The following is a 25,997-nucleotide window of genomic DNA, read 5'->3' on the forward strand; positions in this document are numbered from 1 at the left end:
CGGTCACCGTCGGCCACAGACTACTGAGAGTCCGGGGTGCGGGTCTTCGCGGTGGCGGCGTAGACATCCACGTACTCCTGGCCGGAGAGGCGCCGGATGGCCTCCACGATCTGGTCCGTGACCAGGCGCTCGACGAGGTGGTCCCCGGCGCGGTCGTAGTACTCGGAGAAGTCCAGGGGCGGCCCGAAGATCACGCCCACGCGCCGGATGCTCGGGATCGTCCGCCCGATGGGCTGGACCTTGTCCGTGCCGATCATGGCGATCGGCACCACGGGCACGCGCGCGTTCAGGGCCAACTTGGCCACGCCCAGCTTGCCGCGGTAGAGGCGGCCGTCCGGACTGCGGGTGCCCTCCGGGTAGATCCCCAGGAGCTTCCCGTCCCGGAGCACGTCCAGTCCGGAGTGCAGCGAGTCCAGGGAGGCCTTGCCGCCGGCCCGGTCCATGGGCAGTTGGTTGGTGGCCTCGAAGAACTTGCGGGTCAGCCACCCCTTGGGACCCGTGCCCGTGAAGTACTCCTTCTTCGCCAGGAAATGCACCTGGCGGTCCAGCTGCGCCGGCATGAAGATCGAGTCGGACACCGAGAGGTGGTTGCTGGCCAGGATGGCCGCGCCCTCCTGCGGCACGTGGCCCAGGCCCTTCACCCACGGACGGAACAGCAGGTTCGTCACGGGGGCCACCACGAAGGTCTTGGCGAACCAGTAGAACACGGCAGGGGTTCCTCTCGGGAGGCGGCGCGGCGGATCGCCACCATTCTAGGGAGTGCCGGCCCGGATGCTGACGCTACTGTAGGGAACATGGATCCCCAGCAGCGGCCGCTGTCCCTGAGCGGCGCCCCGGACGGCCCCCTGGCCGGGAGTCTGCGCCGCGGCCGCACCGGCGTGGCCCTGTTCCACGGCTTCACCTCGGGCCCGGTCTCGGTGGCCCCGTGGGCGACGGCGCTGGCGGCCGCCGGCGCCGACGTCGAGGTCCCCCTGCTCCCGGGGCACGGCACCCGCTGGGAGGACCTGGAGCGGGTGACCGCCACGGACTGGAGGGGCGCCGCCCGCCGGACCGTCGATGCCCTGCTGGCCACCCATGAACACGTGGTCGTCGCCGGGCTGTCCATGGGCGGGGCGCTGGCCCTCGACGCCGCCGCGCACCGCCGGGTCACCGGGGTCGTGGTGGTGAACCCGGGCCTGCGGTTCGCCTCCCCGCTGGCGCCGCTGGCCGGCTGGCTCAAGTACGCCGTGCGGACCGTGGAACCCATCGCCAATGACACGGTCTCCCCGGAGGCGGACGAGCGTGCCTATCCACGCACACCGGTGGCCGGTGTGCACCAGGTCGGCCGCCTGCAGTCCGCCGCCCGCCGCGGGCTCGCCGACATCACGGCACCCGTCCTGGCCTTCCGCTCCACCACCGACCACGTGGTGCCACCGTCCTCGATCACCGTCCTGAGTCGGGGCCTGTCCCCCGGCCTGCTGACCCTGCGGCCCCTCGAGAATAGCTACCACGTGGCCACGCTGGACACGGATGCGCCGATCATCCACGCCGAGTCCGTCAGATTCCTGTCCGGGCTGCCCGGCAGCCCCGAACAGGCAGGCCAGCATGGCTGAACACCGGGACGACCCTGCCGACGACCGTCAGGAGGACCAGCCGCCGGACCAGGCCGAGATCGACCGGCAGTGGGAGGGCATCGTCGCAGGGCTCGAGCCCCCAGTCTGGGGACCCCGCGACTACACGGTCGATGACGAGGACGAGGGTGACTTCGTCGCGCCCGATCCGCCGGCCCTGGGATCCGGCCGACCGGCCGTCGCCCTGAGCGCCGCCGGACTGGCCGGTGGCCCGGTGGCGCTGCTCCTCGCGGCGCTGTTCTGGCCCGGCATCCCCGGCCTCGTGGTCACGCTCCTCATCGCGGTGATGGTGGCCGGAGGGGTCGGTCTGTTCCTGTCCCTGCCCCGGGACCAGGACCGCGACGGCCCCTGGGGCGGCGACGGCGCGCAGGTCTGACGACCGCCGCAGCGAGGGTCCCGTCCCGGCCTGCTGCGTGTCTAGTCCGCCGTCGCCGTGGCCACGGACCACCCGGCGCGCTCGAGGGCGATCCCGGCCGCCCCCACCCAGCCCGAGCTGTTGCCCCACGTGGCCACGGTCACGGAGGGAACGGGCCGGTACCGGCCACCGGGCAGGTGACGCGCCAACTCCACGCGGGCCGGCGCGAGGAGCAACTCGCCCGCCGCGGCCACCCCGCCCCCGATGACGAAGCGGGACGGGTCCAGCACCGCTGCCAGCGTCGCCAGGCCACGGCCCAGCCAGCGCCCCGTCTCCTGCACGGCCCGTCGGCACTCGACCTGGCCGGCCAGCGCGTCGTCGATGGTGGTCCGCGCCGAGGCCCGGCCCGCCCGGGCGGCGAGGGCCTCCGCGGAGACCAGCAGTTCCCAGCATCCCGTGTTGCCGCACGGACACGGCACCCCGGACGGGTCCACGGTCATATGCCCGAATTCCCCGGCCATCCCCCGGGCGCCGATGTCCACCGCGCCATCGCGCACCAGGGCGCCGCCGATGCCCGTGCCGATCGCCACCAGGACCATCCGATCGGACCGGAGGTGGCCGGCGTCGTGCCCCGGCTGACGTGCCAACCGGGCCTCGGCCCAGGCAGCCGCGTCAGCATCGTTGACCACCGAGGGCAGGGTCACGGACCGCGGGGGCGGCGTACCGGCCTCCTCATCGGCCACCGGACGGCCCGTCAGCCGGGACAACGACCGCGCCAGGTCCTGTGGCAGGGGCCGGCCCCGCCACCCCATCAGGTGAGGGCTGAACAGGGATCGGCCGGTGCTGGGGTCGATCCACGCCGCGGCGGAGACCCCCCACGCCACGGGCACCCGGGGCCAGCGGGATCGCACGGACTCGAACTGTTCCCGCGCGGTGGCGGCGGCCAGGGCGGTCAGGGCTTCACCGTCCGCCTCGAGGCGGTGGCGGACGCGAACCTCAGCGGGGCGAGCGGCACGGGCAAGCATCCCGTCGGCATGGAGCAGGACCGCGCCCGCCTTCACGGCCCCGCCGCCCACGTCCAGTCCGACGGCGGCGGCCACCGGGACCGGGGTCCCCACAGGATCGGCCACGTCCCCGCCTTCCTCCACCGTCTGCCCCCGCAAAGTTACCGATCGGTAGTATCATGTCGACTGTGGCGCAAGCCACACCCGGTCCGGGCTGGTCCTGTAAGGTCGAATGACCCGGGCATCCCCGCCACGAACCGGTCGACACTCAGGGCCCCACGGGGGCGAAGAGTCGGCACCGTCTAGCACCAGGAGCGCATGTTGAAGGAATACATTACCCCTCCCACGGTCGAGGTCCCGCGGGAGACGAACATTACCGATCTGCTCGAACAGCAGGTCCTCTCCGCCCCCCAGCGGCCGCTGTTCGCCCGCCAGTCAGCTCCCGGCCAGTGGACCGATGTCACCGCCTCCGCCTTCCACGACGATGTCCGGACCCTGGCCCGTGGCCTCGCCGCCGCCGGTCTCGAGGCCGGCGACCGCGTCGGCATCATGTCCCCCACGCGCTACGAGTGGACGCTCGTGGACTTCGCCATCTGGTACGCCGGGGCGGTGACCGTGCCGATCTACGAGACCTCCTCCCCCAGCCAGGTGGCCTGGATCGTGTCCGACGCCAACGTCCGTGCCGTGGTGTGCGAGACCGCCCGCCATCGCGGCGTGGTGGACACGGCCATCCGCCAGGAGCAGCTGGAGCCGCTGCTCGGCGGCTGGCTCATGGAGGACGAGGGACTGGACGAGCTGCGGGCCCTGGCCGCCCAAGGCCCCGACGAGACCCAGATGGAATCCCGCCGGACCGCGGCGAACCTGCCCGACCTGGCCACGATCATCTACACCTCCGGCACCACCGGCAAGCCGAAGGGCTGCGAGCTGACCCACGGGAACTTCGCCGAGCTGAGCCTGCAGACCCTGGGCTCCGGACTGGGGGACATAGTGCATCCGAACAGCAGCACCGTGATGTTCATCCCGCTGGCCCACGTCTTCGCCCGCTTCATCTCCGTGCTGGCCGTGGCCGCCGGAGCCAAGGTGGGTCACACCGCCGACGTCAAGCAGCTGGTGCCGGACCTGCAGTCCTTCCGGCCCACCTTCCTGCTGGCCGTACCCCGCGTCTTCGAGAAGGTCTACAACTCGGCCAAGATGAAAGCCGACGCCGGCGGCAAGGGGAAGATCTTCGCGGCCGGCACCCAGACGGCCATCGACTTCTCCAAGGCTCAGGCCGAGGGCAGGGTCCCCCTGGTGCTGCGTGCCAAGCACGCCCTGTTCGGCAAGCTGCTCTACGGCAAGATCCGCGATGCCATGGGAGGCCGCGTCCAGCACGCCGTGTCCGGCGGCGGCCCGCTGGGCGCCCGGCTGGCCCACTACTTCACGGGCATCGGCCTGAGCATCATGGAGGGCTACGGCCTCACCGAGACCACCGCGCCGGTGACGGTGGGCCGCCCTGGGGAGATCAAGATCGGCACGGTGGGCAAGCCCATCCCGGGCAACGGCATCCGCATCGCGGACGACGGCGAGATCCTCGCCCGGGGTGTGTGCCTCATGCGCGGCTATCACAACCGTCCGGACGTCACGGAGCAGGAGATCGTCGACGGCTGGTTCCACACCGGGGACATCGGTTCCCTGGATGACGAGGGCTACCTGACGATCACCGGCCGGAAGAAGGAGATCATCGTCACGGCCGGAGGCAAGAACGTGATCCCGGCCCAGCTGGAGGACCAGATCCGCGCCGACGCCCTCGTGTCCCAGTGCGTGGTGGTCGGCGACGGCCGCCCCTTCATCGCCGCCCTGGTCACCCTCGACGCCGAGGTGCTCCCGGGCTGGATGCAGCAGCAGGGCCTGCCGGCGGACACCCCCGCCGAGGAGCTGACCACCCACCCGACCGTGGTGGACCACATCCAGAAGGCCATCGACCGCGCCAACGCGTCGGTGTCCCAGGCCGAGTCCATCCGCTCGTTCCGGATCGCCCCGGTGGACTTCACCATCGAGTCGGGGCAGCTGACCCCCTCCCTCAAACTCAAGAGGAACGTGGTCCTGAAGGACTTCGAGCCCCTCGTCGAGGAGATCTACTCGGCACCGAAACCTGCCTGACCCTCGCTCCGGGCGGCGGCGACCGCCTACAGCCGCCCGGAGTCCGGGACGTCCAGGCCCAGTAAGGCGTTCTCCACGACCTCGCTCAGGGCGGGGTGGATCCAGTACTGACCGCGGGCCATGGAATGGGCGTCCACCCCGAAGCTCATGGCCTGGACGAGGGGCTGGATCAGGTTCGGTGCCTCGTGCCCCATCAGGTGTGCCCCGAGCAGCTGGCCGGTCTGACGGTCGGCGATCAGCTTGCAGAGCCCCGTGGCGTCCTCCATGGCCCAGCCATAGGCCACGTCACCGTAGTCCTGCACCTTGACACTGATCCGGTCACGGCCGTACTCGATGACGGCCTGTTCCTCCGTCAGCCCGGCGGAGGCGATCTGGGGCCGCGTGAACACGGCTGCGGGCACCGGCCCGAGGGTGTTGGCCCGCAGGTCCTCCGGGTGCTCGAGGTTGTGGGCCACGATCCGCTGATCGTGGTTGGCCACGTGCTTGAGCTGGTGCGGACTCGAGATGTCCCCCAGGGCCCACAGCCCGGGGACCGGCTGGCCGCCGGCGAGCAGCCGCTGGTACTCGTCCACGCAGAGGCGGCCGTCGTCCCGGAGGTCCAGTCCCGCGGCCGCGGCGTCCAGCCGATCCGTGTTCGGGACCCTGCCCTGCGCGATCAGCACGGCGTCGGCGTCGAGCTCCAGGGTGGCACCCGCCGCGCCGTCGAGGTGGACGGTGACCCAGCCGTCCGGCCCGTCCTCGATCCGGGACACGGTCCACCCGGTCCGCAGGTCCCAGTGCTGGGAGGCCAGCTCGGTGAATCGCTCGGAGATCGTCGCGTCGTGGCCGCGCAGCAACCGTGGCGAGCGGTTGACCTGGACCACCGAGGAACCGAGCCCCGAGAAGATCGCGGCGAACTCCGCGGCGATGAAACCCCCGCCGAGCACCACGAGCCTCTCCGGCAGCCGCGGCACGCGCATGATGGTATCCGAGGTGTGCACTTGCGGGCGGTCGACGCCGGGTACGTCCGGCAGCGCGGGCCGGGACCCCGCGGCCACCACGATGGTCTCGGCCTCCAGGACCCGGCCGCCGGAGGTGGTCAACTGATGGGTCCCGGTGAAGCGGCTCTCCTCCGTGATGACGGTGGTGTGCTCGAGTTCGACGTCCCGGTAGTGCAGGCCTCCGGCGGAGATCGCGTCGACGCGGGCGAAGATCCGGTCCCGGATGCCGGTCCAGTCCGCTCCGCCGAACCCCAGGTCCACGCCGAGGCGGGCCGCCTCCGCCGGCACGGCCGAGAGCGCCGCCGGATACGCGAACATCTTCGTGGGGATGCAGCCCCGGTTCAGGCAGGTCCCCCCGAAGGCGCCGGAGTCCACGATGGCGACCCTCCGGTCATCCCAGTACGGGGTGACCAGCGAGTTGCCGGAGCCGGAGCCGAGAATGATCAGATCGAAGGTTTCGATGCCCATGGGCCCAGACTACGGCCCACGGGCACCGTCGCCCTCTGGTGGTCACTCCACGACGAGCAGCAGGTCCCCGCCCTCCACGGGCGTGGTCCCGGACAGCACCACGCGGGACACCGTCCCGCCGACCGGGGTGGTGATGGCCGCCTCCATCTTCATGGCCTCGATGGTGGCAATGGTGCCGCCGGCCTCCACGGTGTCCCCCTCGGCGACCGTCACCGTGACGGCACCGGCGAAGGGGGCGGCCACCTGGCCCTGGGCGGCGGGATCGGCCTTCTCGGCGGCGCGGACCGTGGATTCCACGGACCGGTCCCGCACCGTGATCTGCCGCGCCTGCCCGTTCAGCGTGACCATGACGGGCCGCACGCCCTTGGCGTCCGGCTCCCCGATCGCCTGGAGCGTGGCCAACAAGCGCACACCCTTGCCGAGGGAGATCACGTGCTCCTGCCCCGTCACCATGCCGTACAGCCAGTCGCGGGTGTGCAGCACCGAGGTGTCCCCGAACTCCGCCTGGTGCTGTTCGAACTCCTGCGTGGGACCCGGGAACAGGAGGCGGTTGAGCGTTGACTGCCGCTCGGCACCCGGGGTGGACAACGACGCGCGGTCCTCGGCTGACAGCTCCGCCTCCGGGCGGCGCTGGCGCCGGTTCTGCAGGGCCCGGCCGCGGAACGGCTCCGGCCAGCCCCCGGGCGGATCACCCAGTTCCCCGGAGAGGAAGCCGATGACGGAATCGGGGACGTCGAAGTCCTGCGGATTCTCCGCGAAGGCCTGCGGGTCCACGTCCATGCCCACCAGATGCAGGGCCAGGTCACCGACCACCTTGGAACTCGGCGTGACCTTCACGATGTTGCCGAGCATGGCGTTGGCTGCCTCGTACATCGTCTCGATCTGCTCGAACCGGTCCCCCAGTCCCAGGGCGATCGCCTGCTGGCGCAGGTTGGAGAGCTGGCCGCCGGGAATCTCATGGCGGTACACCCGGCCGGTCGGCGCGGAGAGCCCGGATTCGAAGGGACGGTAGATCTCCCGGACGGTCTCCCAGTAGGGCTCGAGCCCGGCGGCGTGGTCCAGGCCGAGGCCGGTGTCCCGCGTCCCGTGTTCCAGGGCGGCGACCAGGGCTGACATCGGGACCTGGCTGGTGGTGCCGGCCATGGACGCCACCGCGGTGTCCACGGCGTCGACTCCGGCCTCGGCCGCCGCCAGCAGGGTCGCCAGCTGGCCACCCGCGGTGTCATGCGTGTGCAGGTGCACCGGCAGGTCGAATTCGCTGCGCAGGGCACCGACCAGTTCCCTGGCGGCCGCCGGCCGCAGCAGTCCGGCCATGTCCTTGATGGCCAGGATGTGGGCACCGGCGTCGACCATCTGCCGGGCGAGACCCAGGTAGTAGTCGAGGGTGTACAGCTTCTCGGCCGGGTCCAGCAGGTTGCCCGTGTAACACAGGGCCGCCTCCGCCACGGCCGTGCCGGTCGCCCGGACCGCCTCGATGGCCGGGGCGATCTGCCGGACGTCGTTGAGCGCATCGAAGATGCGGAAGATGTCCACCCCGGTGTCGGCGGCCTCCTGGACGAAGGCGTTGGTCACCTCGACCGGGTACGGCGTGTAGCCCACCGTGTTGCGGCCGCGCAGCAGCATCTGCAGCGGGATGTTCGGCAGCTCCTCCCGCAGCAGGCGCAGCCGCGCCCAGGGGTCCTCGGCCAGGAACCTCAGCGCGACGTCGTACGTCGCCCCGCCCCAGGCCTCCACGGAGAACAGCCCCGGCAGGGTGTGGGCGAGCGCGGGGGCCGCCGCCAGCAGGTCCCGGGTCCGGACCCTGGTGGCCAACAGGGACTGGTGGGCATCGCGGAAGGTCGTGTCCGTCACGGCCAGCTCGGTGCGGGAGCGCAGCTCGGCGGCGAAGCCCTCCGGGCCCTTCTCCACCAGCACCTGCCGCCAGCCGGCCGGGGGCTGGCTGGCCGAGGGGCCGTCGAAGGGGCTGCGGTCCGGCTCCTCGGACTTGTCCCCGGGGAAGCGGGGCAGCTTGTCCCGCGGGTCGATCCCCTCCACGCGGAGCCCGTACGGCTGGTTGACCGTGACGTCGGCCAGGAACTGCAGGGCCTTGGACCCGCGGTTCTGGCTGCGGTTGACCTGGGCCAGCTCCGGGTGGGCGTCGATGAAGTCGGTGGCCACGTCCCCGGCGATGAACGAGGGGTCGTCCAGCACGTTCATCAGGAACGGGATGTTGGTGGAGACTCCGCGCACGCGGAACTCGGCCAGGGCACGCCGGGTGCGGCGCACCGCCGTCGGGTAGTCCCGGCCGCGGCAGGTCAGCTTGACCAGCATCGAGTCGAAGTGCGGGCTGATCTCGGCGCCCGTGTAGATGGTGCCGCCGTCCAGCCGGACGCCGGAGCCGCCGGCCGAGCGGTAGGCGGTGATGGCGCCCGTGTCCGGCCGGAAGCCGTTGGCCGGGTCCTCGGTGGTGATGCGGCACTGCATGGCGGCGCCGCGGATGCGCAGCTCCTCCTGGCGGATGCCGAGCTCCTCCAGGCTGTGGCCGGCGGCGATCCGGAGCTGGGAGGCCACGAGGTCCACGTCCGTGATCTCCTCCGTGACGGTGTGCTCCACCTGGATGCGGGGATTCATCTCGATGAACACGTGCTGGCCAGCCCGCTCGCCGGCGGTGTCCACGAGGAACTCCACCGTGCCCGCGTTGACGTAGTCCATGGCCTTGGCGAACTTCACCGCGTCGGCATACAGGGCCTCGCGGATGGAGTCCTCCAGGTTCGGCGCCGGCGCGATCTCGATGACCTTCTGGTGCCGACGCTGCATGGAACAGTCGCGTTCGAACAGGTGCACGGTCTCTCCCGTGGAGTCCGCCAGCACCTGGACCTCGATGTGCCGGGGACGCAGGACGGCCTGCTCCAGGAAGACCGTGGGATCGCCGAAGGCCGTCTCGGCCTCCCGCATGGCCGCGTTCAGCGAATCCTCCAGGTCGGCCGCCGTCTCCACGCGGCGCATTCCCCGGCCGCCGCCGCCGGCCACGGCCTTGACGAAGATCGGGAAGCCGATGCCCTCGGCCTGCCCGAGGAGCCAGTCCACGTCCGAACTCGGGTCGGAGGACGCCAGGGTCGGGATGCCCGCGGCTTTCGCGGCGCGCAGGGCCTGGACCTTGTTGCCGGTCAGATCCAGCACGTCCGCCGGCGGGCCGACGAAGGCGATGCCTGCCTCCTCGCAGGCCCGGGCCAGGTCCGGGTTCTCCGAGAGGAACCCGTAACCCGGGTAGACAGCGTCGCAGCCCGATTCCCGGGCCACCCGGATGATCTCCTCCACATCCAGGTAGGCCCGGATCGGGTGGCCCTCCTCGCCGATCCGGTACGCCTCATCGGCTTTCTGCCGGTGGATCGAGTTCCTGTCCTCATAGGGGAAGACAGCCACGGTGCGGGCACCGAGCTCGTAGCAGGCACGGAAGGCGCGCACGGCGATCTCGCCGCGGTTGGCCACCAGGACCTTGCTGAACATGCCATCGGTCGTCCGAACGGACATGGGACCTCCTTGATGACCGGCGGATCCGCCGGCCCACGATCTGGCGCTGGTTGCGCTCGGGTAAGCCACACCGTTGTGGCTCACGTCACGGGCCAGTTTTGCACACCGGGAGGCCCCGACCTATGACGCCAGTCACATGACGGCGCGGCACTAGACTGGAGTCCGGTCTTGAGACCAGCCCCTCCACCGGGGGCCCGTTCCCAGCCCGCCTCACCACAGTCAGGACTCCCCCACCGTGCAGATCATCTCCATCTCCAGCCTCAAGGGCGGGGTCGGCAAGACCTCGGTCACCCTCGGACTGGCCTCGGCGGCCCGCGCGCAGGGCATTCCGACGCTCGTCGTGGACATGGATCCGCATGCCGACGCCACCACCGGGCTGGGCGTCAAGCAGGGCCAGAACGCGGACGACATCGGCACCCTGCTGGAGCGGCCCCGGCGCATCACCCTCGCCGACCACGTCATCCCCTCCGGCTGGCCGGACCTCACGGCCGGGGCTGCCGAGGCGGGCGTAGCGGGCAGCACCAAGATCCTGGACGTGGTGCGCGGCTCCTCCCGCACGTCCCTCTATGAGCGACCCACCACCCGGACACGGGAGCTGCGCCGCCTCGCCACGCTGCTGGAATCCGTCACCCGGTACGCCCTCGTGCTGATCGACTGCCCGCCGGCCCTCAACGGCGTCACCCGGATGGCGTGGGCCGCGTCCACGGACGTGCTGCTCGTGGCCGAGCCCAGCCTGTTCTCCGTGGCGGGCACCGAGCGGTCCCTCCGGGCCCTGGACCTCTTCCGTTCCGAGTACGCCCAGGGGGTCCGCTCCACCGGCGTGGTGGCCAACCGCGTCCGCCCGGCCAGCACGGAACACCAGTTCCGGCTCGGCGAGATGGAGCGCATGTACGGTGACCGTCTGCTCCCGGTGGCGATCCCCGAGCAGGGCAACTGGCAGCAGATCCAGGGCGCCGCCTGGCCGGTGCACGCCTGGCCCGGAGAGACCGCCGCCCAGTCCGCCCAGCTCTTCGAGGAATTGCTCGCGGCGCTGCACCGGCCCCAGGGCCGGCGCAGCCAGCGGCGGCACTGACCCCCACCCCGGCACGACGACGGCCCCGCACCTTCCGTACGGAAGGTGCGGGGCCGTCGTCGATCACGGCACGGTGCGGCCGGGGTGCCTAGGAGGCGGACTTCCGGCGGGCCCGGCGTTCGGAGAGCTCGTCACCGGGGAAGTCCTCGGGCGCCTCCGCCTGCAGCTGCTCGGAGGGCAGCTCGGCCAGGGAGCCCTCGACCTCGCGCCACACGCGGCCCACGGCGATGCCGAAGACGCCCTGGCCGCCCTGGACCAGGTCGATGACCTCGTCAGCGGAGGTGCACTCGTAGACGGACGCGCCGTCACTCATGAGGGTGATCTGCGCCAGGTCGTCCACGCCGCGCTCCCGCAGGTGCTCCACCGCGGACCGGATCTGCTGCAGCGAGACCCCCGTGTCCAGCAGGCGCTTGACGACCTTGAGGACGAGGATGTCCCGGAAGGAGTAGAGGCGCTGGGTGCCGGAGCCCTTGGCGCCCCGGACCGTGGGGACCACCAGGGCGGTCCGTGCCCAGTAGTCGAGCTGGCGGTAGGTGATGCCTGCGGCCTTGCAGGCGGTCGGGCCGCGGTAGCCCGCACCCTCATCCAGCACCGGCAGGTCTTCGGTGAACAGCATGCCCTGCGCAGGGGTGCGCGGGGATGACACGTGATGCACGTCCGGGGACTGCCCGGCCTCGCCCTTCGGACTCACTGGAACCCTCCTGGTCATGGCTCCACACTGGGGAAGGAAGGTGCCCGGCGGTCCGGATCGGCGGGCGGAACCGGGCATCGGCCCGGCACCAGACCGCCGATCGGTGCGATTGGACCGATAGGCAATGTGGAACCTCTGTCCCTGACGGTATGCCGGTCCGGGTCCGCGGTCAAAGACCCGGCGGCCTTTCGTCCCTCGCGTGTCGCCCGGCTCACGGCTAGATCAGGACTGGCTGGGGCCGTCGTCGGCGAAGTCCTCGGGGTCCACCGTGTCCAGGAACTCGCGGAAGCGGTTGAGCTCGGCGTCCCGCTGGGCCGCCCCGGTGACGCCGGTGACGGCCTCGTCGACGTCGTCCTCCGGCTCCTCATCCGCGTCCTGCGCCTGGTCAGGGTCGAGCCCGGCCGCCTCCAGGACCTCGGCCGCGCACAGCACCGGGGCCTCGGCCCGCAGGGCACAGGCGATGGCGTCCGACGCGCGGGCGTCCACCCGCGCTCCATTGCCCAGGACCAGCTCGGCATGGAAGACGGCCTCCTCCACCGAGCTGATGCGCGCCGCCTCGATCGTGGTCCCGGCGGCCGCGACGACCTCCACGAGGAGGTCGTGGGTCATGGGCCGCGGCGCGGTGATGCCCTGTTGCCACAGGGCGATGGCGCTGGCCTCGGGGGCGCCGATCCAGATGGGCACCAGGGTCCCGGTCCCGGGGTCCTGGAGCAGCACCAGCGGCTGGTTGCCGGGCAGCTCGACGCGGACGCCGAGCACCGTCATCTCGATATCCGGCAGGTTCACGGCCGCGTCCTCACGTGTCCAGGTCGGCCACGGCCGCCGACACGAGGGCGCTGTGCAGTCCGAGGCAGGCTTCGCTGAGCTCCCGCGCGGCCTCGGCCCGGCGCGCGGCGGCCGCCGAGTCCTTGCGTGTGGCCAGGGGGGCCGTGGCCTGCTCGATCAGGCCCATCTCCCGGTCCGCCGCCGCCCGGAAGGGGCGCAGGTGGCGCGGCTCCAAGCCGTGGTCGGCCAGGACCACGGCGGAGCGGACGGCCTTGAGGCAGTGTTCCGAATAGCGGCCGTTCTCGTCCGCCGAGATCATGCCGTACTGCTCCAGGGAGTCCAGCAGCCCGGAACCGGCACCCGAGATCCCCTGCAGCTCCGCCCGCGTGAGTGGCCGGGTATGGCCGGCCAGCTCCTGGGCCAGCTGGTCGGAGACCGAGCGCGGCGTGAGGGTCAGCCCACCCGGCAGTGACTCCGGGTGCTCCCCCCGGTCCACCGCGTCCAGGTAGTCCTTGATGACCTTCAACGGCAGGTACTGGTCCCTTTGCAGGGCGAGGATGAAGCGCAGCCGGTCCACGTCGGCGTCCGTGTACTTCCGGTAGCCCGCCGCCGTCCGGCGGGGGGTGATCAGCCCCTTCTCCTCGAGGAAGCGGATCTTCGAGGCGCTGACCTGCGGGAAGTGTCCCTTCAGCTCGGCCAGCACCTCGCCGATGTTCATGACGGCGCGGTGCCCGCCGCGCGCGGCGGCCGGCGTGGCGGAAAGGGAGCGGCGGGAAGCTGCTGCGGTCACGGGGTCCTCGGCCTTCTGTTCGGGAGCGGTCGTCGGCGGCGGCGGGGACGGGCCCCGCGGCCCCGATCAGACGGCGGGTCGCTGCGTGCCGGCGTAGAACGTCAGGCGGAACTTGCCGATCTGCACTTCCATCCCGGAGCGCAGGGCCACCGAGTCGACCCGGTCGTGATTGACGTAGGTACCGTTCAGGGATCCCGAGTCGGCGATCACGAACCCGCCGCCGGAGCGGCGGAACTCGGCGTGCTTCCGGGAGACCGTCACATCGTCGAGGAAGATGTCCGCGTTGGGGTGGCGTCCGGCCGAGGTGGAGTCCTGGTCCAGCAGGAACCGGGCCCCCTGGTTGGGGCCGGCGTGGGCCACCAGCAGCGCCGAGCCCACGGGCAGGGCGTTGATGGCCGCCCGGTCCTCCGCATCCAGTGAGCGGTCAGGCGAGGACTCCAGATCGGGCAGGCCGATGCTGGTGGTTTGCGCCTCCGGTTCGGTCCCCGCGTTCCGGCCGTCCGGTGCTGGGGTCCGGTCCTGTGACATAGCTCCTCCGAGGATGTGTACGGCCGATCGCGTCAGACGCGCCGGCCGTGGCGTTTTCGTGACCTGACTAGCCTACCTGCTGGCGGTAACCGTCCGCATCGAGCAGACCGTCCACCTGGGCGGGATCGGCGAGGGTCACCTCGAGGAGCCAGCCCTCGCCGTAGGGGTCCGTGTTGACCTGGGCCGGGTCGGCCTCGAGCCCCTCGTTGCGGGCCGTGACGGTCCCGGTCACGGGGGCGTAGAGGTCACTGACGGACTTGGTGGACTCGACCTCGCCCACGGTGGACTCGGCGGCGATCTCCGCGCCGACCTCGGGCAGATCCACGTAGACCACGTCCCCCAGGGCGTCCTGGGCGAAGTCGGTGATCCCGATGCGGACGACGCCATCGGCATCCGGGCCGGACACCCACTCGTGCTCAGCGCTGTAGCGGAGTCCTTCGGGGATGTTGCTCATGGTTCCTCCAGATCACAGATGAATGGTCCGGCCCCAGCCAGGCCTCGCGGTACACCGTTGAGACTACTGGCGTCCGCTGCATGGTGCCAATGGCCGCTCACATCCCGTGCGCGACGACGGCCAGCACCTGAACGAGGCGGCCGCGGTCCCGCGGTGGCACCGGTTCCAGGATGCGCCGCTGGACACGCTCGACGCCGCCGCTCACGGACTCCAGCAGGTCCCGGCCCGCCCCCGTCAGTGAGGCCAGTCGCGTCCGCCGGTCCCCCGGCTCCGGCCGACGCCCGGTCCAGCCGCGCCCCTCGAGCCGGCGCAGCACCTCGGAGGCGCTGGAGCGGTCCAGCGCGGCGCGCTCGGCCAGGATCGACTGGGGGGATGGCCCCTGCGCGGCGAGCACCCGCAGCACCGCGAACTGGGGGCCCGTGATCTGGGTCCCGAGCTCCTCCGACCAGAGGGCCGTGTGCCGCTGCTGGGCCAGCCGGATCAGGTGCCCCGGACGGCGGTCCTGCACCGAGGCCCCGGCGGGGGCGAGCTGCGCCAACCGGTCCGTGAGCCACTCTCGCGTGCCGGCCGGCACGGGGGCCAGGATCCGCTCCTGGACGGCCAGCACGGAGGGGGCCAGCCCGGCCAGTGCCACACCGGACGGCGCGGGCAGGGCGATGACCCGGCGGCGGGCGTCCCGCGGATCACGTTCCCGCCGCAGCCAGCCCTGCGCCTCGAGCCGTCGGACCACTCCGGCCACCGTGGACCGGTCCAGCCCGGCGGCCACGCCAAGGGAGTGCTGGTCCAGCGGGCCGGCGCCCTCGGACCGCGCGGTGGCCACGGAATGCACCACGGAGTACTGCGGGGAGGTCAGGATGCCGCCGACCTCTTCGGCCCACACGGCGTGGTGCAGCTGCTGGCACCGGCGCAGCACGTGACCGACCGACTCGATTTCGATCCCTGCCGGCATACTCGCCTCCCTCCGCTAGATACACAGTCCACGGAACATCATACTGTGCCCCTGATCACCGGTGTGATGTAGGCTATGTGCAGATTAACTCAGTACACGGATGACCTTCGTTCCGTCGAGGCAGAAGGAGCCCCATGCAATACCACCTGAACGGCTACCGCTACGGAGACCCCACCATCCACGAGGCCGCCGCCGGACGCGAGGGCGCCCAGGGGCCGCTGCCGGAGTCCGTGGATGTCCTGATCGTCGGCACCGGCCCCGCCGGCACGGTCCTGGCGGCCCAGCTGGCCCGGTTCCCGGAGATCAGCACCCGCGTGGTGGAGCGCCGCCAGGGCCCGCTGCCGGTGGGCCAGGCCGATGGGGTGTCCTGCCGGACGGTGGAGATGTTCGACGCCTTCGGCCTGGCACCGACCCTGTTGAACGAGGCGTACTGGGTCAACGAGACCACCTTCTGGTCCCCCGCACCGGGGAACCGTGACGAGATCACCCGTTCCGGCCAGATCCAGGACGTCGCGGACGGGCTGAGTGAGTACCCGCACGTGATCGTCAACCAGGCCCGTATGCAGGAGTTGCTGCTGGAGAACGCCTCCACGTCCGCCTCCCGGCTGGAGGTCGACTACGGCTTCAAGGCCCTCGGCGTGGAGATCCCCGAGGAGCCGGATACCCCGGTGACCGTCACCCTGGAGGAGACGGACGCGGACGGCAAGGGCACCGGTGCCACCCGGACCATCCGGGCCCGCTACGTGGTGGGCTGCGACGGCGCCCGATCGGTCATCCGCACCTCGATCGGCCGTTCGCTGCACGGTGATGCCCAGAACCACGCCTGGGGTGTCATGGACATCCTGCCGGTGACGGACTTCCCGGATGTCCGCAAGAAGGCCGTCATGCAGTCCGCCTCCGGATCCCTCCTGCAGATCCCCCGCGAGGGCGGCCACCTCGTGCGCTACTACGTGGACCTCGGCGACCTGCCCGAGGGGGATCGCAGCGTGCGGGAACGCACCACCTTCGAGGACATCCTCTCCGCGGCCCAGAAGGCACTGCACCCCTACACGCTTGAGGCGCGCGACGTGGCCTGGTGGAGCGTGTACGAGGTCGGCCAGCGCGTCACCGACGGCTTCGACGACGTCTCCGCCGCCCAGGCCGGCCGCCTCGACCCCCGGGTCTTCATCGCCGGCGACGCCTGCCACACCCACTCGGCGAAGGCCGGCCAGGGGATGAACGTGTCCATGCAGGACACCTACAACCTGGGCTGGAAGCTCGCCGCCGTGCTGCAGGGCCGCTCCCCGAACTCCCTGCTGGCCACCTACTCCGGAGAGCGGCAGAAGATCGCCGAGGAGCTCATCGAGTTCGACAAGCGGTGGTCGAGGATGATCGGCTCCAAGGCAGCCGACGTGGCGGCCACCGATGTGGAGTCCCACTTCGTGGCCGGCGGCGAGTTCACGGCGGGCCTGTCCACCGTGTATGAGCGGTCACTGCTCACCGGCGGCACCGAGCACCAGGGCCTGGCCACCGGATTCGCCGTGGGCAGCCGGTTCCACTCGGCCCCCGTGATCCGGGTGGCGGATGCCAAGCCCGAACAGCTGGGGCACGTGCACGAGGCCGACGGCCGCTGGCGCCTCTACGCCTTCGGCGACGCGGTGGACGCCGGGGACCCGAACTCTGCCCTGCGTGCCCTGATGACGTTCCTCGACGAGTCCCCCGAGTCCCCGGTCCGCCGGTTCACCCCGGCCGGTGCCCCGGACGACGCCGTGTTCGACGTCCGGGCGATCGTCCAGCAGGGGCACCGCTCCGTGGGCCTGAACGCGCTCCCACCGTTCCTGTTCCCGGCCAAGGGCCGCTTCGGTCTCCGCGACTACCAGAAGGTCTTCTCCGCCGAGAGGACCAACGGCCGGCTCCTCGGCTCGGTCCCCGGCCTCGAGGCCACACAGGACATCTACGACCTGCGCGGCATCGACCGCGAGCGCGGCGCCCTGGTGGTGGTCCGCCCGGACCAGTACGTGGCCCAGGTGATGCCCCTGGCGTCCCACGCCGAGCTGGCGGAGTTCTTCGCCTCCTTCATGCTCGAGCAGGACTGACGGGATGGACTGATGCGGGGCCGGCCCCGCGTCAGTCCATCCCGAGCACGTAGGCCGCCTGGCCCACGTGTTGCAGGGCGTCGGCGTACACGCTGACCAGGCGCACCCCGCGGGTGACGGGCGGATCCCAGTCGTGGTCGATGACCTCGTCCAGGTCCGCCGCGGACAGGGAGTCCAGGTACCCGATCGACTCCTCGGTCACGGCCGCCAGATAGCCGCGCAGCAGCTCCCGGTCCCGCACCACGATGTGCCGCGCCTGTTGCTCCGAATGGCCGAAGCCGTGGCCCGGGTCGGGTAGCTCGAGCGCGAAACGGTCCTCCCAGCCCTGGGCGGTCCAGACCTCCTGGCGGCCGGCGGCCTGGGCCACCTGGGCGTCGATCTCCCGGCCCGTGTGCCAGAGCAGCCAGGCGATGGAGTTGGGGTGGCCGCCCGGGTGCACGTTGAGCCGGTCCGGGCCGATCCGGTCCCAGACCTGCTCCAGCTCTTCGAGCGGGCGGCGGGCGAGGTCCTTGAGCAATTCCACGGAGTCCATGCCCCCAGTGTGTCAGGCCGACGGAGGACCGGGCCAGCAGAATCCGGGCCGACAACTGGTGTACTTTCCCGGACCCGTGGGTAGCGTGTGCCCATGAGCATCGACCTACCCACTGCCGACGATTTCGCCGAGCTCACGCGACACCGCCACGCCTCGAGCGTGAGCGTGTACGTCGCGTCCTCAGGATCGGACGGGGACAGCTCCCCGATCGGCCGTCATCCCGAGTCCGCGCAGATCGCCCTCCGGACGGCCGTCTCGGACGCCCTGGCCGGCGGCGCCGCCGCTGAGCTGCCGGCGCCCGACCGGGAGCGCCTCTCCGCGCTGATCGACGAGCTCGTGGAGGACCGCGACTTCTGGTCCACCCAGGCCCGTTCCGTGGCCGTGTTCGCCTCCCCGGAGGGACTGCGGACGTTCCGCCTGATGAACAGGCTGCGCACCCATGCCAGCCTGGGCGACCGCTTCGACACCGGCCCGCTGATCCGCGCCACGACCTTCGCCCACAGCGGCTTCGTGCTGGCCCTGACGAAGGGCTCCGTCCAGCTGCTCTCACTCGAGTCCGACGCCTCCTGCCACGAGGTGGAGCTGGCGGGCCTGCCGGACGACCTGGGCCTGGAACTGCAGACGGCGGACAACGAGGGCCGCATGGACCGCCAGCGGGCCGACGGGAACCAGCGGCCCAAGGCCCAGCGCCGGGACTACTGCTCGACGGTCCAGGAGGCGGTGCTGCGCCAGATCAACGGCTCGAACCACCCTCTCGTGCTCGCGGCCAGCTCCGACCTGGAACCGGCCTACCGGGAGGTCAACACCTACCGCCGGCTCGTCGAGGAGGGCATCACCGCCAATCCGGCCTCCCTGGGTTCGGGCGAGCTCGCCCGGCGCGGCCGCGAGGTGCTGGACCGCAACTACGCCGCGCAGCTGGCCGACTGGAGGGAGCGGTTCGGCACCCTCCGGGCCCACGGACGGGCCAGCGCCAAGCTGCGCGACATCGCCAAGGCGGCGACGGCCGGCCAGGTGGACGTACTCCTGTTCGACCTGACGGCCGAGCGGGAGGGGACCATCGACGAGTACGGCCACGTCACCCCGGCCGAGGAGCCCACCGCCCACACCTACGGCCTCGCGGACGAGGTGGCGGCCCGGGTGCTGCGGTCCGGCGGCACGGTCAAGGCCGTCCGGGGCGCCGACCTGCCCGACGGCGCCAAGATCGCGGCGACCTTCCGCTCGGCGATCTGAGGGTCTGAGGGGTTCGCCTCAGGCCAGTCCGGCGTCCCGGGCCACGAGGGCGGCCTGGGTCCTGGACTGCACCCCGAGCTTGGCCAGGACCCGGGAGACGTGGGTCTTGGCGGTGGCCTCGGAGATGGCCAGGTCCGCGGCCACCTGTCCGTTCGAGGCGCCCCGGCCGAGGTGGGTGAGCACCTCGCGCTCCCGCTCCGTCAGCCGCGCCAACCGGGTGTCCGCAGGGGCGTCCGGCGCGGCCGGTGCCGCGCCGGCGGCCAGCTCCCGGAACACCCGCCGGGTGACCTCGGGCGCCACGACCCCCTCGCCGGCCGCCACGCGACGCACCGCGGAGACCAGTTCCGGTGCCTCGGCGGTCTTCAGCAGGAACCCGGGGGCCCCGGCCCGGATGGCGGACAGGACCACCTCGTCCTCGTCGAAGGTGGTCAGCACCAGCACGGCGGAGCTGCGCTCGGCGACGATCCGCCCGGTGGCGGCCACCCCGTCCACCACCGGCATCCGCACGTCCATGAGCACGCCGGTGACCGGCCGGCGTCGGGTTGTCGATCTCCAGACACACCCCGCCCGGCCGGGTGCCCACCCGCACCGTGACCGGGCCGCTGCCGTGCTTGCCGGCGTTGACCAGTCCCTCCTGCAGCACCCGGTACAGGGCCTGGCCCACGGCGGGGGTGACCTCCACGGGCTCCAGGGCCGCCGTCGGGTCCTGGCCGGCCACGCGGTGGCGCTCGACGAGCCCGGACAGCGACTCGGTCCCCCGCGCACCTGCAGGTCCACGGGGTCCCCGGGGCGCTGGAGCAGGCCGATCATGGTGCGCATGTCCTCGAGGGCGGCCAGGGACGCGGCCCGCGTCTGGGTCAGGGCACCGCGGTCCTGGACGGGGTGGGGCGGACCGGACAGGGCGGCAGCGGCCTGCAGGGCGATGCCGGTCAGGTGCGCGGAGACGGTGTCATGCAGTTCCCGGGCCAAGGCGGTCCGCTCCCGCTGCACCGCGTCGGCGCGGTCGAGCTCCGCAGTGCGCCGGGCGGTCTCGGAGCGTTCGCGTTCCAGGCGGGCGGCGGCATCGGCGCGGGCGGCGCGCTCGTGGCCGTTGCGGACCTCGGGGCCCCACCAGAAGGGCACGGCGACGCCGGCGAACAGGGTCAGCGCCACCGGCACCGCGTAGTCCCGGCCGCCCGGCATCCCGAACAGGACGGCCCAGACGGCGGCGACGGCGAGCCCGGAGAGCCCGATGCCCAGCCGGCGGTGGTTCTGCGTGCCGTGGCGGGCCAGCACGTAGGCGGTGTCTGCCCAGGCCAGGAAGACGCCCAGGTGCAGGCCGAGGCCGAGGTCCGCGAGTGCGGCCGCCGAGGCCAGGGTGAATCCGGCCACCGGTCGCCGGCGCTGCACCAGGATGCCGGCACAGGCGGCGACGAGAGCCAGCAGGTGCCACCCCGCGGGGGGCGACGGGATCGGCGAGGACCGGCGGGGTCATGGACCAGGACCCGGACAGCAGCAGGACCAGCCCGAGGCCGAGGTACAGCAGGGGCGAGACGAACGCCGGTCGGCCGGACCGGGCAGCGGGTCGGGAGCGGGTCACGCCTCCATCGTAGGCAGTCCCGGCCCGTCCGGGATCAGCCGAAGGGTGTACGCCGCGTCTACCCCGTTCGGGCGACGACATCACGGTCCGCGGCGCGGAGGCTGGGGGCATGGACTTCCCCGACGCGCTCACCGGCGCTCCCCTGCTGCTGATCCTGGCCGTGCTGGCCCTGGTGGACTCCACCAGTTTCGGCACCCTGGCCGTACCCGCCTGGTTCCTGATGGCCCCGGGCGGCTGCGCCCCGGCCGCATCCTCGCCTACCTCGGGACGCTGGCCGCGTTCTACGCCGCCGTGGGCTTCGCCGTGATGGCCGGGGCGGGCTGGGTCGTGGAGCACCACGCGGACCTGCTGGGGTCCCGGCCCGTGATGGCGGTGGGTCTCGTGGCCGGCGTCGGGCTGTTCTGGTGGAGCTTCCGGCTGGACTCGCCCGCCGCCCAGGAGCGGTCGCGCTCCGGTGCGGGGCGGCTGGCCCGCTGGCGCCAGCGGGCCGTGGGTGCCCTCCCCGAGACACCGGCGGAGCCGGGGGCGACGGCGGCCGGCCGGCGGTCCTCCGGGCTCGGCGCCCTCCTGGCCCTGGCCCTGACGGCCGGCCTGGCCGAGGTCGCCACCATGCTTCCCTACCTGGCCGCCATCGGACTGATCGTGACCCAGGGACCGGGCTGGCCGGCGTCGGGCCTGCTGCTGGTGGCCTACTGCGTGGTGATGATGCTGCCCGCCCTGGTCCTGCTGGCCGGCCGGCTCGTGGCCCGCCGGCTGGTGGAGCGCCCGCTGGCCCGGCTGGACGCCTGGTTCACCCGGCACGGGGCCAGCACGGCGGCGTGGGTGGTGGGGGCCGTGAGCGTGTTCCTGGTGCTGAACACCGCGCCGGTCGTCTCCGCGACCGGCGCGGTGTCCACGGCGGGTTAGGTCAGTCGATCCCGCGCATCGCCCGGTGCACGGGCCGGGAGATGACCAGCATCACCAGGCCGATGGCGATGGTCACCGCGCCGAGGATGCCGAAGTAGGCCCCCTCGGTCTCCGCCGAGTAGAACTCGGCCAGGGACCCGGACAGGGCCGTGCCGAGGGCCACGGACAGGTTGTACAGGGCCACCATCAGCACGGGGTAGTTCACCGGGGCCACCTTGGTGGACAGCGACAGCCCCACCGGGGAGACGAGCAGCTCGCCCAGGGTGGCCACCAGCAGGATCATCGCGATCCACAGCACCGGCACGGCGGCCGTGGACACCATCGGCAGGAACAGCAGGAAGGCCGCGCCCATCAGGGCGATGCCGATGCCGAACTTGACGGGGGTGTTGGGCTGGCGCCGGCCCAGCTTGGTCCACAGCATCGCGAAGACCGGAGCCAGGAGGATGATGAAGACGGGGTTGAAGGACTGCACCCACGGGATCGGCATCTCCCAGCCGAAGAGGTCGCGGTCCAGGCGGTTGTCCGAGTAGAGGGTGACCACCGTGAACTGCTGCTGGAACAGGGCGAAGAAGGCCGCCGAGCCGATGAACAGCGGGATGAAGGCCACCACGCGGGACCGTTCGTCCCCGGTCACCTTGGACGAGGTCAGCAGGAACGCGAAGATGCCGATGGCTGCCACGGCGGCCAGGATGGCCACGAAGCCGGCCAGGTTGCCGGGATTGACGACGCCGGTGGCCAGCAGGACGCCGACGACCACCAGGGCCGCGACGGCGATGAGGATCCACCGCGGGTAGTGGCTGCGCGGCAGTGGATCCGGGACGACGTGGACGTCCTCGGGAAGGTCCTTGCGGCGCACCCAGTACTGGACCAGGCCGATGGCCATGCCCACCGCGGCCAGGCCGAAGCCGAGGTGGAAGCCCCAGCTGGCCTGGACCCAACCGGTCAGCAGAGGCCCAAAGAGCCCGCCGATGTTCACGCCCATGTAGAACAGGGAGAAGCCCGCGTCCCGACGGGGATCCTCCTTGGTGTAGAGGTGGCCCACCAGGTTGGCCACGTTGGCCTTGAGCCCGCCGGAGCCGATGGCCACGAGCAGCAGGCCCAGCACGAGCCCGGGGATGCCCGGGACCAGGGCCAGCGAGATGTGACCGGCCATGATGAGGATCGCGCTGTAGAACATGGCGCGTTCCGAGCCCGTGATCCGGTCCGCCACCCATCCGCCGAGGATGCAGAACACGTAGACCATGCCGCCGTAGGCGCCCACGATCCCGGCGGCGATGCCCTCGTCGATCCCCAGGCCGCCCTCGGTGGTCTGGAAGTACATGTAGATGAGCAGGATGCCCTGCATGCCGTAGAACGAGAACCGTTCCCACATCTCCACGCTGAAGAGGTTGGACAGGGGGCCGGGCTGCCCGAAGAAGGTGCGCCCCGAGGGGTTGCGCTCCTCGGCGGTCAGCTCATGGGGCTCGGTGGAGGGTGGATTTTGCACCCGCCTACTCTGCTCTTCTTCCAACGTCAAGGCAAATTTCGGCACGCCGGGCCGTTCCGGGCGTACGGTGGGGTGATCCTGTCATTGCGAAAGGACCATGATGACGCAGCGCTTCTACACGGTCGGTCACTCCAACCGCCCCCTGGAGGAGTTCCTGGACATCCTGGAGGCGGCCGACGTCGACCTCGTGGTGGACGTGCGCAAGCTGACCGGGTCCCGGCGGAACCCGCAGTTCCATGACGAGGCCCTGGCGGACTCGCTGTCCGCGGCGGGCATCGGCTATCGGAAGCTCGAGGCCCTCGCGGGGCGGCGGACGGTGTCCCACGAGACCCCCTTCGAGGTGAATGCCTTCTGGCAGAACCGCAGCTTCCACAACTACGCCGACCACGCGCTGACCGACGGCTTCCGGGAGGGCCTGGACACGCTCCGCGCGTGGGGTACTGCGCAGACGCTCACCGTGATGTGCTCCGAGGCCGTGTGGTGGCGGTGCCACCGTCGGTTGATCGCGGACCACCTGCTCGCCCGCGGGGAACAGGTCCTGCACCTGATGGGACCGGGGAAGGTGACGCCGGCCGAGATGACGGCCGGCGCCGTCGTCGGGCCCGGGGAGGGAGTCGTCACCTATCCGGCCCGGTGAGCGGCGCCCTCGCCCGAGGCCGCCAGCGCGTACTCGACCGAGACGCGCCGGTAGACCGGCGTGAGCAAGGCCAGGGCGGCGGCCACCACCATGATGAGCCCTGCCGCGAGGAAGATGAGCGCGAGCCCGCGGGCTGTGCCCTCCCCGAGCCATGGTGCCAGGATGGCGGCACCGGCCTCACTGCGGGCAGAGGGGATGATCCATACCTCGGCGAGCGGGGCGACCACCAGCGCCGTGACCGGGGCGGCGGCCGCTTCGAAGGCCAGGGCGAAACCGAACACCCGGCCCTGCCGCTCGAGCGGGACCACGCTCTGGATGACGGTCTGCTCGGCCGCCTCCACCGCCGGGATCAGGCACATGTACAGCCAGACGCCCACGATGTACAGCCACCCCCATTCGCGCAGGGTGAAGGTGGCCCCGACCAGGCCCATGACCATGACCACGACCAGCATGGTGCGTAGCGGATTGCGGCCCAGGCCGAACCTTCCGATCACGGCGCCGCCGATGATGAACCCGGTGGAGGCCAGGGCGAAGAGCAGTCCCCACGCCTGGACGCTGAACAGCTCGAGACCGTAGGGGTCCATCAGGGCCATGTAGACGCCGCCGATGAAGTTGTTGAAGGTACTGAACAGGATCAGGGCGAAGAGTCCGGACACGGCCATCACCGCCCGCCACGACCCGGACAGGTCGAACCCGCCATGGGCATCGGAGACCACGGGGACCGCCTCCTCCGGAAGACGCACGGTCAACAGGTGCAGGTACGCCGCGGCCGTCAGCACGAGCGAGATGACCACGGTCGGCCCCATGCCGAGCAGTCCGATGGACAGTCCGGAGAGCACGGAGGTGACCATGAAGGCGATGCCCTGCACCATGCCGACCAGTCCGTTGGCATTCGCCCGGCGCTCATCCTCGATCAGGATGGTGACCGTGGTGGACAGCGCGACGTTGCGCAGGTTCTCCACCACGGCCCCGATGAGCACCAGCAGGGCGAAGCCCCAGAACCAGGGCCCGTCCAGCCGGGCGATCTGGTCCGTGGGCGCCAGGAGGAACACCACGCCGGCGGCCAGGAACATCGCCAGCGTGAACAGGGCCGCCAGGCGCATCAGGTCGAGTTTGCGATAGCGGTCCACCAGCGTGCCGAAGCTGATGGAGGTTCCGGCGAGCAGCAGCATGTAGATCCCGCCAGTCACGCCGGTGGCGATGACATTGCGGGTCTCGAGGTAGATCCAGAAGGTCAGCCCGAACCACAGGTAGCTGGTCGTCAGGTTGGCCACTGCCGTGTTCGCGAGGATCTGGGCAAAGGTGAGCCAGCGTTCTCGGGCGGGGCGCGTGAGCTGATCCACCCGTAGAGCGTAGGCCCGGCCCTGACCCCGGCGGTAGGCGCGGGTGACGGCGGCCTTGAAGGCTCCGCGGGCACCGCCACCCGCAGGCCGCGATCAGGTCCGGGTGGCGCGGACGACCACGTCCTGCAAGGTGACATAGCGTCCCTGCGCCTCCACCGTGCGGGTGTTCTCATAGCCGCGCTCCACGGACCAGCCCGGCCCCGTGAGCAGCCCGGTGATCCCGTCCCGGGTGGCCGTGGAGCCCTCCGGGTGCCCGGATCCGTGATGTCCGTCATGTCCGTCATGCCTGTCGGGCCCGGCGTGCCCGGCGTGCGGCGCGTGCAGGTGCCCCACGATCAGCAGGGTGCCGCCGGGGGCCACCCAGGAGGCGATGCGCTCGTAGAACGCCAGCTGCCCGGACTCGGGGTGCGCGTAGTGAGTCACCACCAGGTCCCACGTCCGGTCCGGTTCCCACCGGGTCAGGTCCGCCTCCGTCCAGGAGAGGCGACCGGCCAGGCCCTCGTCCTCGGCCCGGGCAGCCGCGGTGGCCAGGGCCGTCGCGGAGAGGTCCGCGCCGGTCACCCGCCAGCCTCGGTGGGCGAGCCAGAGCGCCTCGGTCCCGGTCCCGCAGCCCGCGTCCAACGCGGTACCCGGCCGCAGGTGTCCGGTCTCGGTCTCGAGGTAGGGGCTCACCGGCACCGCCTGGCGGTCGTCCTCGCCCGTCTCGGTGCCGGACGTCCAATGCCGTTCCCAGTACTCCCGGTCGAAACGGTGTTGTCCTCGCGGATCGTCCTGCGTGTGCATGCCGCTGCCCTTCCTGCCGTGGTGTGTGCGGGCCGTCGTCGTTCCCGTGTCCTTCCCAGACTCGTCGCCGTGTCCCCAAGATGCAAATTGCTGTGCCGAATGGCAAACTGA

At 71.6% G+C, this 25,997-nt stretch carries 24 protein-coding genes; 9 read left to right on the top strand and 15 right to left on the bottom strand.

The features are described 5' to 3' along the window. Positions 1-20: 20 nt before the first annotated feature. Positions 21-707 (bottom strand): lysophospholipid acyltransferase family protein, encoded by a 687-nt coding sequence (locus tag RE421_RS12430; protein ID WP_309810377.1) that lies wholly within the window; start codon positions 705-707, stop codon positions 21-23. Between the two features lie 87 nt (positions 708-794). Here RE421_RS12430 and RE421_RS12435 point away from each other — a divergent pair, with 87 nt between their 5' ends. Continuing rightward, positions 795-1,592 (top strand): alpha/beta fold hydrolase, encoded by a 798-nt coding sequence (locus RE421_RS12435; protein WP_309810380.1) that lies wholly within the window; start codon positions 795-797, stop codon positions 1,590-1,592. Next, positions 1,585-1,986: a hypothetical protein gene (locus RE421_RS12440; protein WP_309810382.1), complete on the top strand. Its 402-nt coding sequence runs from the start codon at positions 1,585-1,587 to the stop codon at positions 1,984-1,986. The genes RE421_RS12435 and RE421_RS12440 overlap by 8 nt, the downstream gene beginning before the upstream one ends. Positions 1,987-2,027: 41 nt before the next feature. On the opposite strand, the gene RE421_RS12445 is transcribed toward RE421_RS12440, so the two are convergent. After that, positions 2,028-3,095 (bottom strand): ROK family protein, encoded by a 1,068-nt coding sequence (locus RE421_RS12445; RefSeq protein ID WP_309810385.1) that lies wholly within the window; start codon positions 3,093-3,095, stop codon positions 2,028-2,030. A 195-nt stretch (positions 3,096-3,290) separates the two neighbouring features. On the opposite strand from RE421_RS12445, the gene RE421_RS12450 reads away from it, so the two are divergent. Next, positions 3,291-5,108 (top strand): AMP-dependent synthetase/ligase, encoded by a 1,818-nt coding sequence (locus RE421_RS12450; RefSeq protein WP_309817388.1) that lies wholly within the window; start codon positions 3,291-3,293, stop codon positions 5,106-5,108. Between the two features lie 26 nt (positions 5,109-5,134). Here RE421_RS12450 and RE421_RS12455 read toward each other — a convergent pair whose 3' ends face one another. Both RE421_RS12455 and RE421_RS12460 read right to left on the bottom strand, forming a co-directional pair. Beyond that, positions 5,135-6,556 (bottom strand): mycothione reductase, encoded by a 1,422-nt coding sequence (locus RE421_RS12455; protein ID WP_309810388.1) that lies wholly within the window; start codon positions 6,554-6,556, stop codon positions 5,135-5,137. A 42-nt stretch (positions 6,557-6,598) separates the two neighbouring features. Continuing rightward, positions 6,599-10,042: a pyruvate carboxylase gene (locus tag RE421_RS12460; protein WP_309817392.1), complete on the bottom strand. Its 3,444-nt coding sequence runs from the start codon at positions 10,040-10,042 to the stop codon at positions 6,599-6,601. 259 nt (positions 10,043-10,301) lie between these two features. Here RE421_RS12460 and RE421_RS12465 point away from each other — a divergent pair, with 259 nt between their 5' ends. Beyond that, positions 10,302-11,138: a ParA family protein gene (locus tag RE421_RS12465; protein ID WP_309810390.1), complete on the top strand. Its 837-nt coding sequence runs from the start codon at positions 10,302-10,304 to the stop codon at positions 11,136-11,138. Positions 11,139-11,226: 88 nt separating this feature from the next. Here the strand turns inward: RE421_RS12465 and RE421_RS12470 are convergent, their stop codons facing one another. From RE421_RS12470 to RE421_RS12495, 6 genes are all read right to left on the bottom strand, one after another. Further along, positions 11,227-11,829: a MerR family transcriptional regulator gene (locus RE421_RS12470; protein ID WP_309810394.1), complete on the bottom strand. Its 603-nt coding sequence runs from the start codon at positions 11,827-11,829 to the stop codon at positions 11,227-11,229. Positions 11,830-12,051: 222 nt separating this feature from the next. Continuing rightward, complete coding sequence (locus RE421_RS12475) at positions 12,052-12,594, bottom strand: bifunctional nuclease family protein (RefSeq protein ID WP_309817395.1); 543 nt, start codon at positions 12,592-12,594, stop codon at positions 12,052-12,054. A gap of 31 nt (positions 12,595-12,625) precedes the next feature. Continuing rightward, positions 12,626-13,312 (bottom strand): MerR family transcriptional regulator, encoded by a 687-nt coding sequence (locus RE421_RS12480; RefSeq protein ID WP_309817398.1) that lies wholly within the window; start codon positions 13,310-13,312, stop codon positions 12,626-12,628. Between the two features lie 138 nt (positions 13,313-13,450). Further along, positions 13,451-13,912, bottom strand: a complete 462-nt coding sequence (locus RE421_RS12485) for an FHA domain-containing protein (RefSeq protein WP_309810401.1) — start codon at positions 13,910-13,912, stop codon at positions 13,451-13,453. Between the two features lie 67 nt (positions 13,913-13,979). Further along, a complete protein-coding gene (gcvH, locus tag RE421_RS12490) occupies positions 13,980-14,366 on the bottom strand; it encodes a glycine cleavage system protein GcvH (RefSeq protein WP_309810403.1) in 387 nt (128 codons plus the stop codon). Between the two features lie 97 nt (positions 14,367-14,463). Beyond that, positions 14,464-15,315, bottom strand: a complete 852-nt coding sequence (locus RE421_RS12495; RefSeq protein ID WP_309810405.1) for a MarR family transcriptional regulator — start codon at positions 15,313-15,315, stop codon at positions 14,464-14,466. A 134-nt stretch (positions 15,316-15,449) separates the two neighbouring features. Between RE421_RS12495 and RE421_RS12500 the strand changes: the two genes are divergently transcribed. Next, positions 15,450-17,390, top strand: coding sequence for an FAD-dependent monooxygenase (locus RE421_RS12500; RefSeq protein WP_309810408.1), 1,941 nt, complete (start codon positions 15,450-15,452; stop codon positions 17,388-17,390). A gap of 31 nt (positions 17,391-17,421) precedes the next feature. Here the strand turns inward: RE421_RS12500 and RE421_RS12505 are convergent, their stop codons facing one another. Further along, positions 17,422-17,922, bottom strand: a complete 501-nt coding sequence (locus RE421_RS12505; protein ID WP_309810412.1) for a mycothiol transferase — start codon at positions 17,920-17,922, stop codon at positions 17,422-17,424. A 93-nt stretch (positions 17,923-18,015) separates the two neighbouring features. Between RE421_RS12505 and RE421_RS12510 the strand changes: the two genes are divergently transcribed. Next, positions 18,016-19,152, top strand: a complete 1,137-nt coding sequence (locus RE421_RS12510; protein WP_309810418.1) for a hypothetical protein — start codon at positions 18,016-18,018, stop codon at positions 19,150-19,152. An 18-nt stretch (positions 19,153-19,170) separates the two neighbouring features. Here RE421_RS12510 and RE421_RS12515 read toward each other — a convergent pair whose 3' ends face one another. Further along, positions 19,171-20,523 (bottom strand): LuxR C-terminal-related transcriptional regulator, encoded by a 1,353-nt coding sequence (locus RE421_RS12515; RefSeq protein WP_309810424.1) that lies wholly within the window; start codon positions 20,521-20,523, stop codon positions 19,171-19,173. A 317-nt stretch (positions 20,524-20,840) separates the two neighbouring features. Here RE421_RS12515 and RE421_RS12520 point away from each other — a divergent pair, with 317 nt between their 5' ends. Together RE421_RS12520 and RE421_RS12525 are read left to right on the top strand one after the other, a co-directional pair. Further along, positions 20,841-21,038, top strand: coding sequence for a hypothetical protein (locus RE421_RS12520; protein WP_309810427.1), 198 nt, complete (start codon positions 20,841-20,843; stop codon positions 21,036-21,038). Continuing rightward, a complete protein-coding gene (locus RE421_RS12525; protein WP_309810430.1) occupies positions 21,023-21,637 on the top strand; it encodes a GAP family protein in 615 nt (204 codons plus the stop codon). Before RE421_RS12520 ends, RE421_RS12525 begins: the two co-directional genes overlap by 16 nt. 1 nt (position 21,638) lies before the next feature. On the opposite strand, the gene RE421_RS12530 is transcribed toward RE421_RS12525, so the two are convergent. Continuing rightward, positions 21,639-23,123 carry a peptide MFS transporter gene (locus tag RE421_RS12530; protein ID WP_309810433.1) on the bottom strand — a complete coding sequence of 495 codons (1,485 nt, stop codon included), beginning with the start codon at positions 23,121-23,123 and terminating at the stop codon, positions 21,639-21,641. 97 nt (positions 23,124-23,220) lie between these two features. On the opposite strand from RE421_RS12530, the gene RE421_RS12535 reads away from it, so the two are divergent. After that, positions 23,221-23,760 carry a DUF488 domain-containing protein gene (locus RE421_RS12535; RefSeq protein ID WP_309810436.1) on the top strand — a complete coding sequence of 180 codons (540 nt, stop codon included), beginning with the start codon at positions 23,221-23,223 and terminating at the stop codon, positions 23,758-23,760. Here the strand turns inward: RE421_RS12535 and RE421_RS12540 are convergent. Both RE421_RS12540 and RE421_RS12545 read right to left on the bottom strand, forming a co-directional pair. Beyond that, positions 23,745-25,103, bottom strand: coding sequence for an MFS transporter (locus RE421_RS12540; RefSeq protein ID WP_309810438.1), 1,359 nt, complete (start codon positions 25,101-25,103; stop codon positions 23,745-23,747). The genes RE421_RS12535 and RE421_RS12540 overlap by 16 nt on opposite strands. A gap of 93 nt (positions 25,104-25,196) precedes the next feature. Continuing rightward, the gene (locus tag RE421_RS12545; RefSeq protein ID WP_309810440.1) at positions 25,197-25,886 is read right to left on the bottom strand and encodes a class I SAM-dependent methyltransferase; all 690 of its coding nucleotides are present in this window, start codon (positions 25,884-25,886) and stop codon (positions 25,197-25,199) included. Positions 25,887-25,997: the final 111 nt, after the last annotated feature.

Origin of the sequence: Citricoccus sp. I39-566 (assembly GCF_031432995.1) — a bacterium.
Taxonomy (GTDB): Bacteria; Actinomycetota; Actinomycetes; order Actinomycetales; family Micrococcaceae; genus Citricoccus; species Citricoccus nitrophenolicus_A.

Bases quoted from the DNA above. Each gene is read 5' to 3' on its own strand.
- RE421_RS12510 (WP_309810418.1), top strand. From the start codon at position 18,016: ATGAGCATCGACCTACCCACTGCCGACGATTTCGCCGAGCTCACGCGA.
- RE421_RS12440 (WP_309810382.1), top strand. From the start codon at position 1,585: ATGGCTGAACACCGGGACGACCCTGCCGACGACCGTCAGGAGGACCAG.
- RE421_RS12495 (WP_309810405.1), bottom strand. From the start codon at position 15,315: ATGCCGGCAGGGATCGAAATCGAGTCGGTCGGTCACGTGCTGCGCCGG.
- gcvH (WP_309810403.1), bottom strand. From the start codon at position 14,366: ATGAGCAACATCCCCGAAGGACTCCGCTACAGCGCTGAGCACGAGTGG.
- RE421_RS12485 (WP_309810401.1), bottom strand. From the start codon at position 13,912: ATGTCACAGGACCGGACCCCAGCACCGGACGGCCGGAACGCGGGGACC.
- RE421_RS12480 (WP_309817398.1), bottom strand. From the start codon at position 13,312: ATGAACATCGGCGAGGTGCTGGCCGAGCTGAAGGGACACTTCCCGCAG.
- RE421_RS12460 (WP_309817392.1), bottom strand. From the start codon at position 10,042: ATGTTCAGCAAGGTCCTGGTGGCCAACCGCGGCGAGATCGCCGTGCGC.
- RE421_RS12505 (WP_309810412.1), bottom strand. From the start codon at position 17,922: ATGGACTCCGTGGAATTGCTCAAGGACCTCGCCCGCCGCCCGCTCGAA.
- RE421_RS12535 (WP_309810436.1), top strand. From the start codon at position 23,221: ATGATGACGCAGCGCTTCTACACGGTCGGTCACTCCAACCGCCCCCTG.
- RE421_RS12455 (WP_309810388.1), bottom strand. From the start codon at position 6,556: ATGGGCATCGAAACCTTCGATCTGATCATTCTCGGCTCCGGCTCCGGC.
- RE421_RS12520 (WP_309810427.1), top strand. From the start codon at position 20,841: ATGGACTTCCCCGACGCGCTCACCGGCGCTCCCCTGCTGCTGATCCTG.
- RE421_RS12545 (WP_309810440.1), bottom strand. From the start codon at position 25,886: ATGCACACGCAGGACGATCCGCGAGGACAACACCGTTTCGACCGGGAG.
- RE421_RS12475 (WP_309817395.1), bottom strand. From the start codon at position 12,594: ATGACGGTGCTCGGCGTCCGCGTCGAGCTGCCCGGCAACCAGCCGCTG.
- RE421_RS12500 (WP_309810408.1), top strand. From the start codon at position 15,450: ATGCAATACCACCTGAACGGCTACCGCTACGGAGACCCCACCATCCAC.
- RE421_RS12435 (WP_309810380.1), top strand. From the start codon at position 795: ATGGATCCCCAGCAGCGGCCGCTGTCCCTGAGCGGCGCCCCGGACGGC.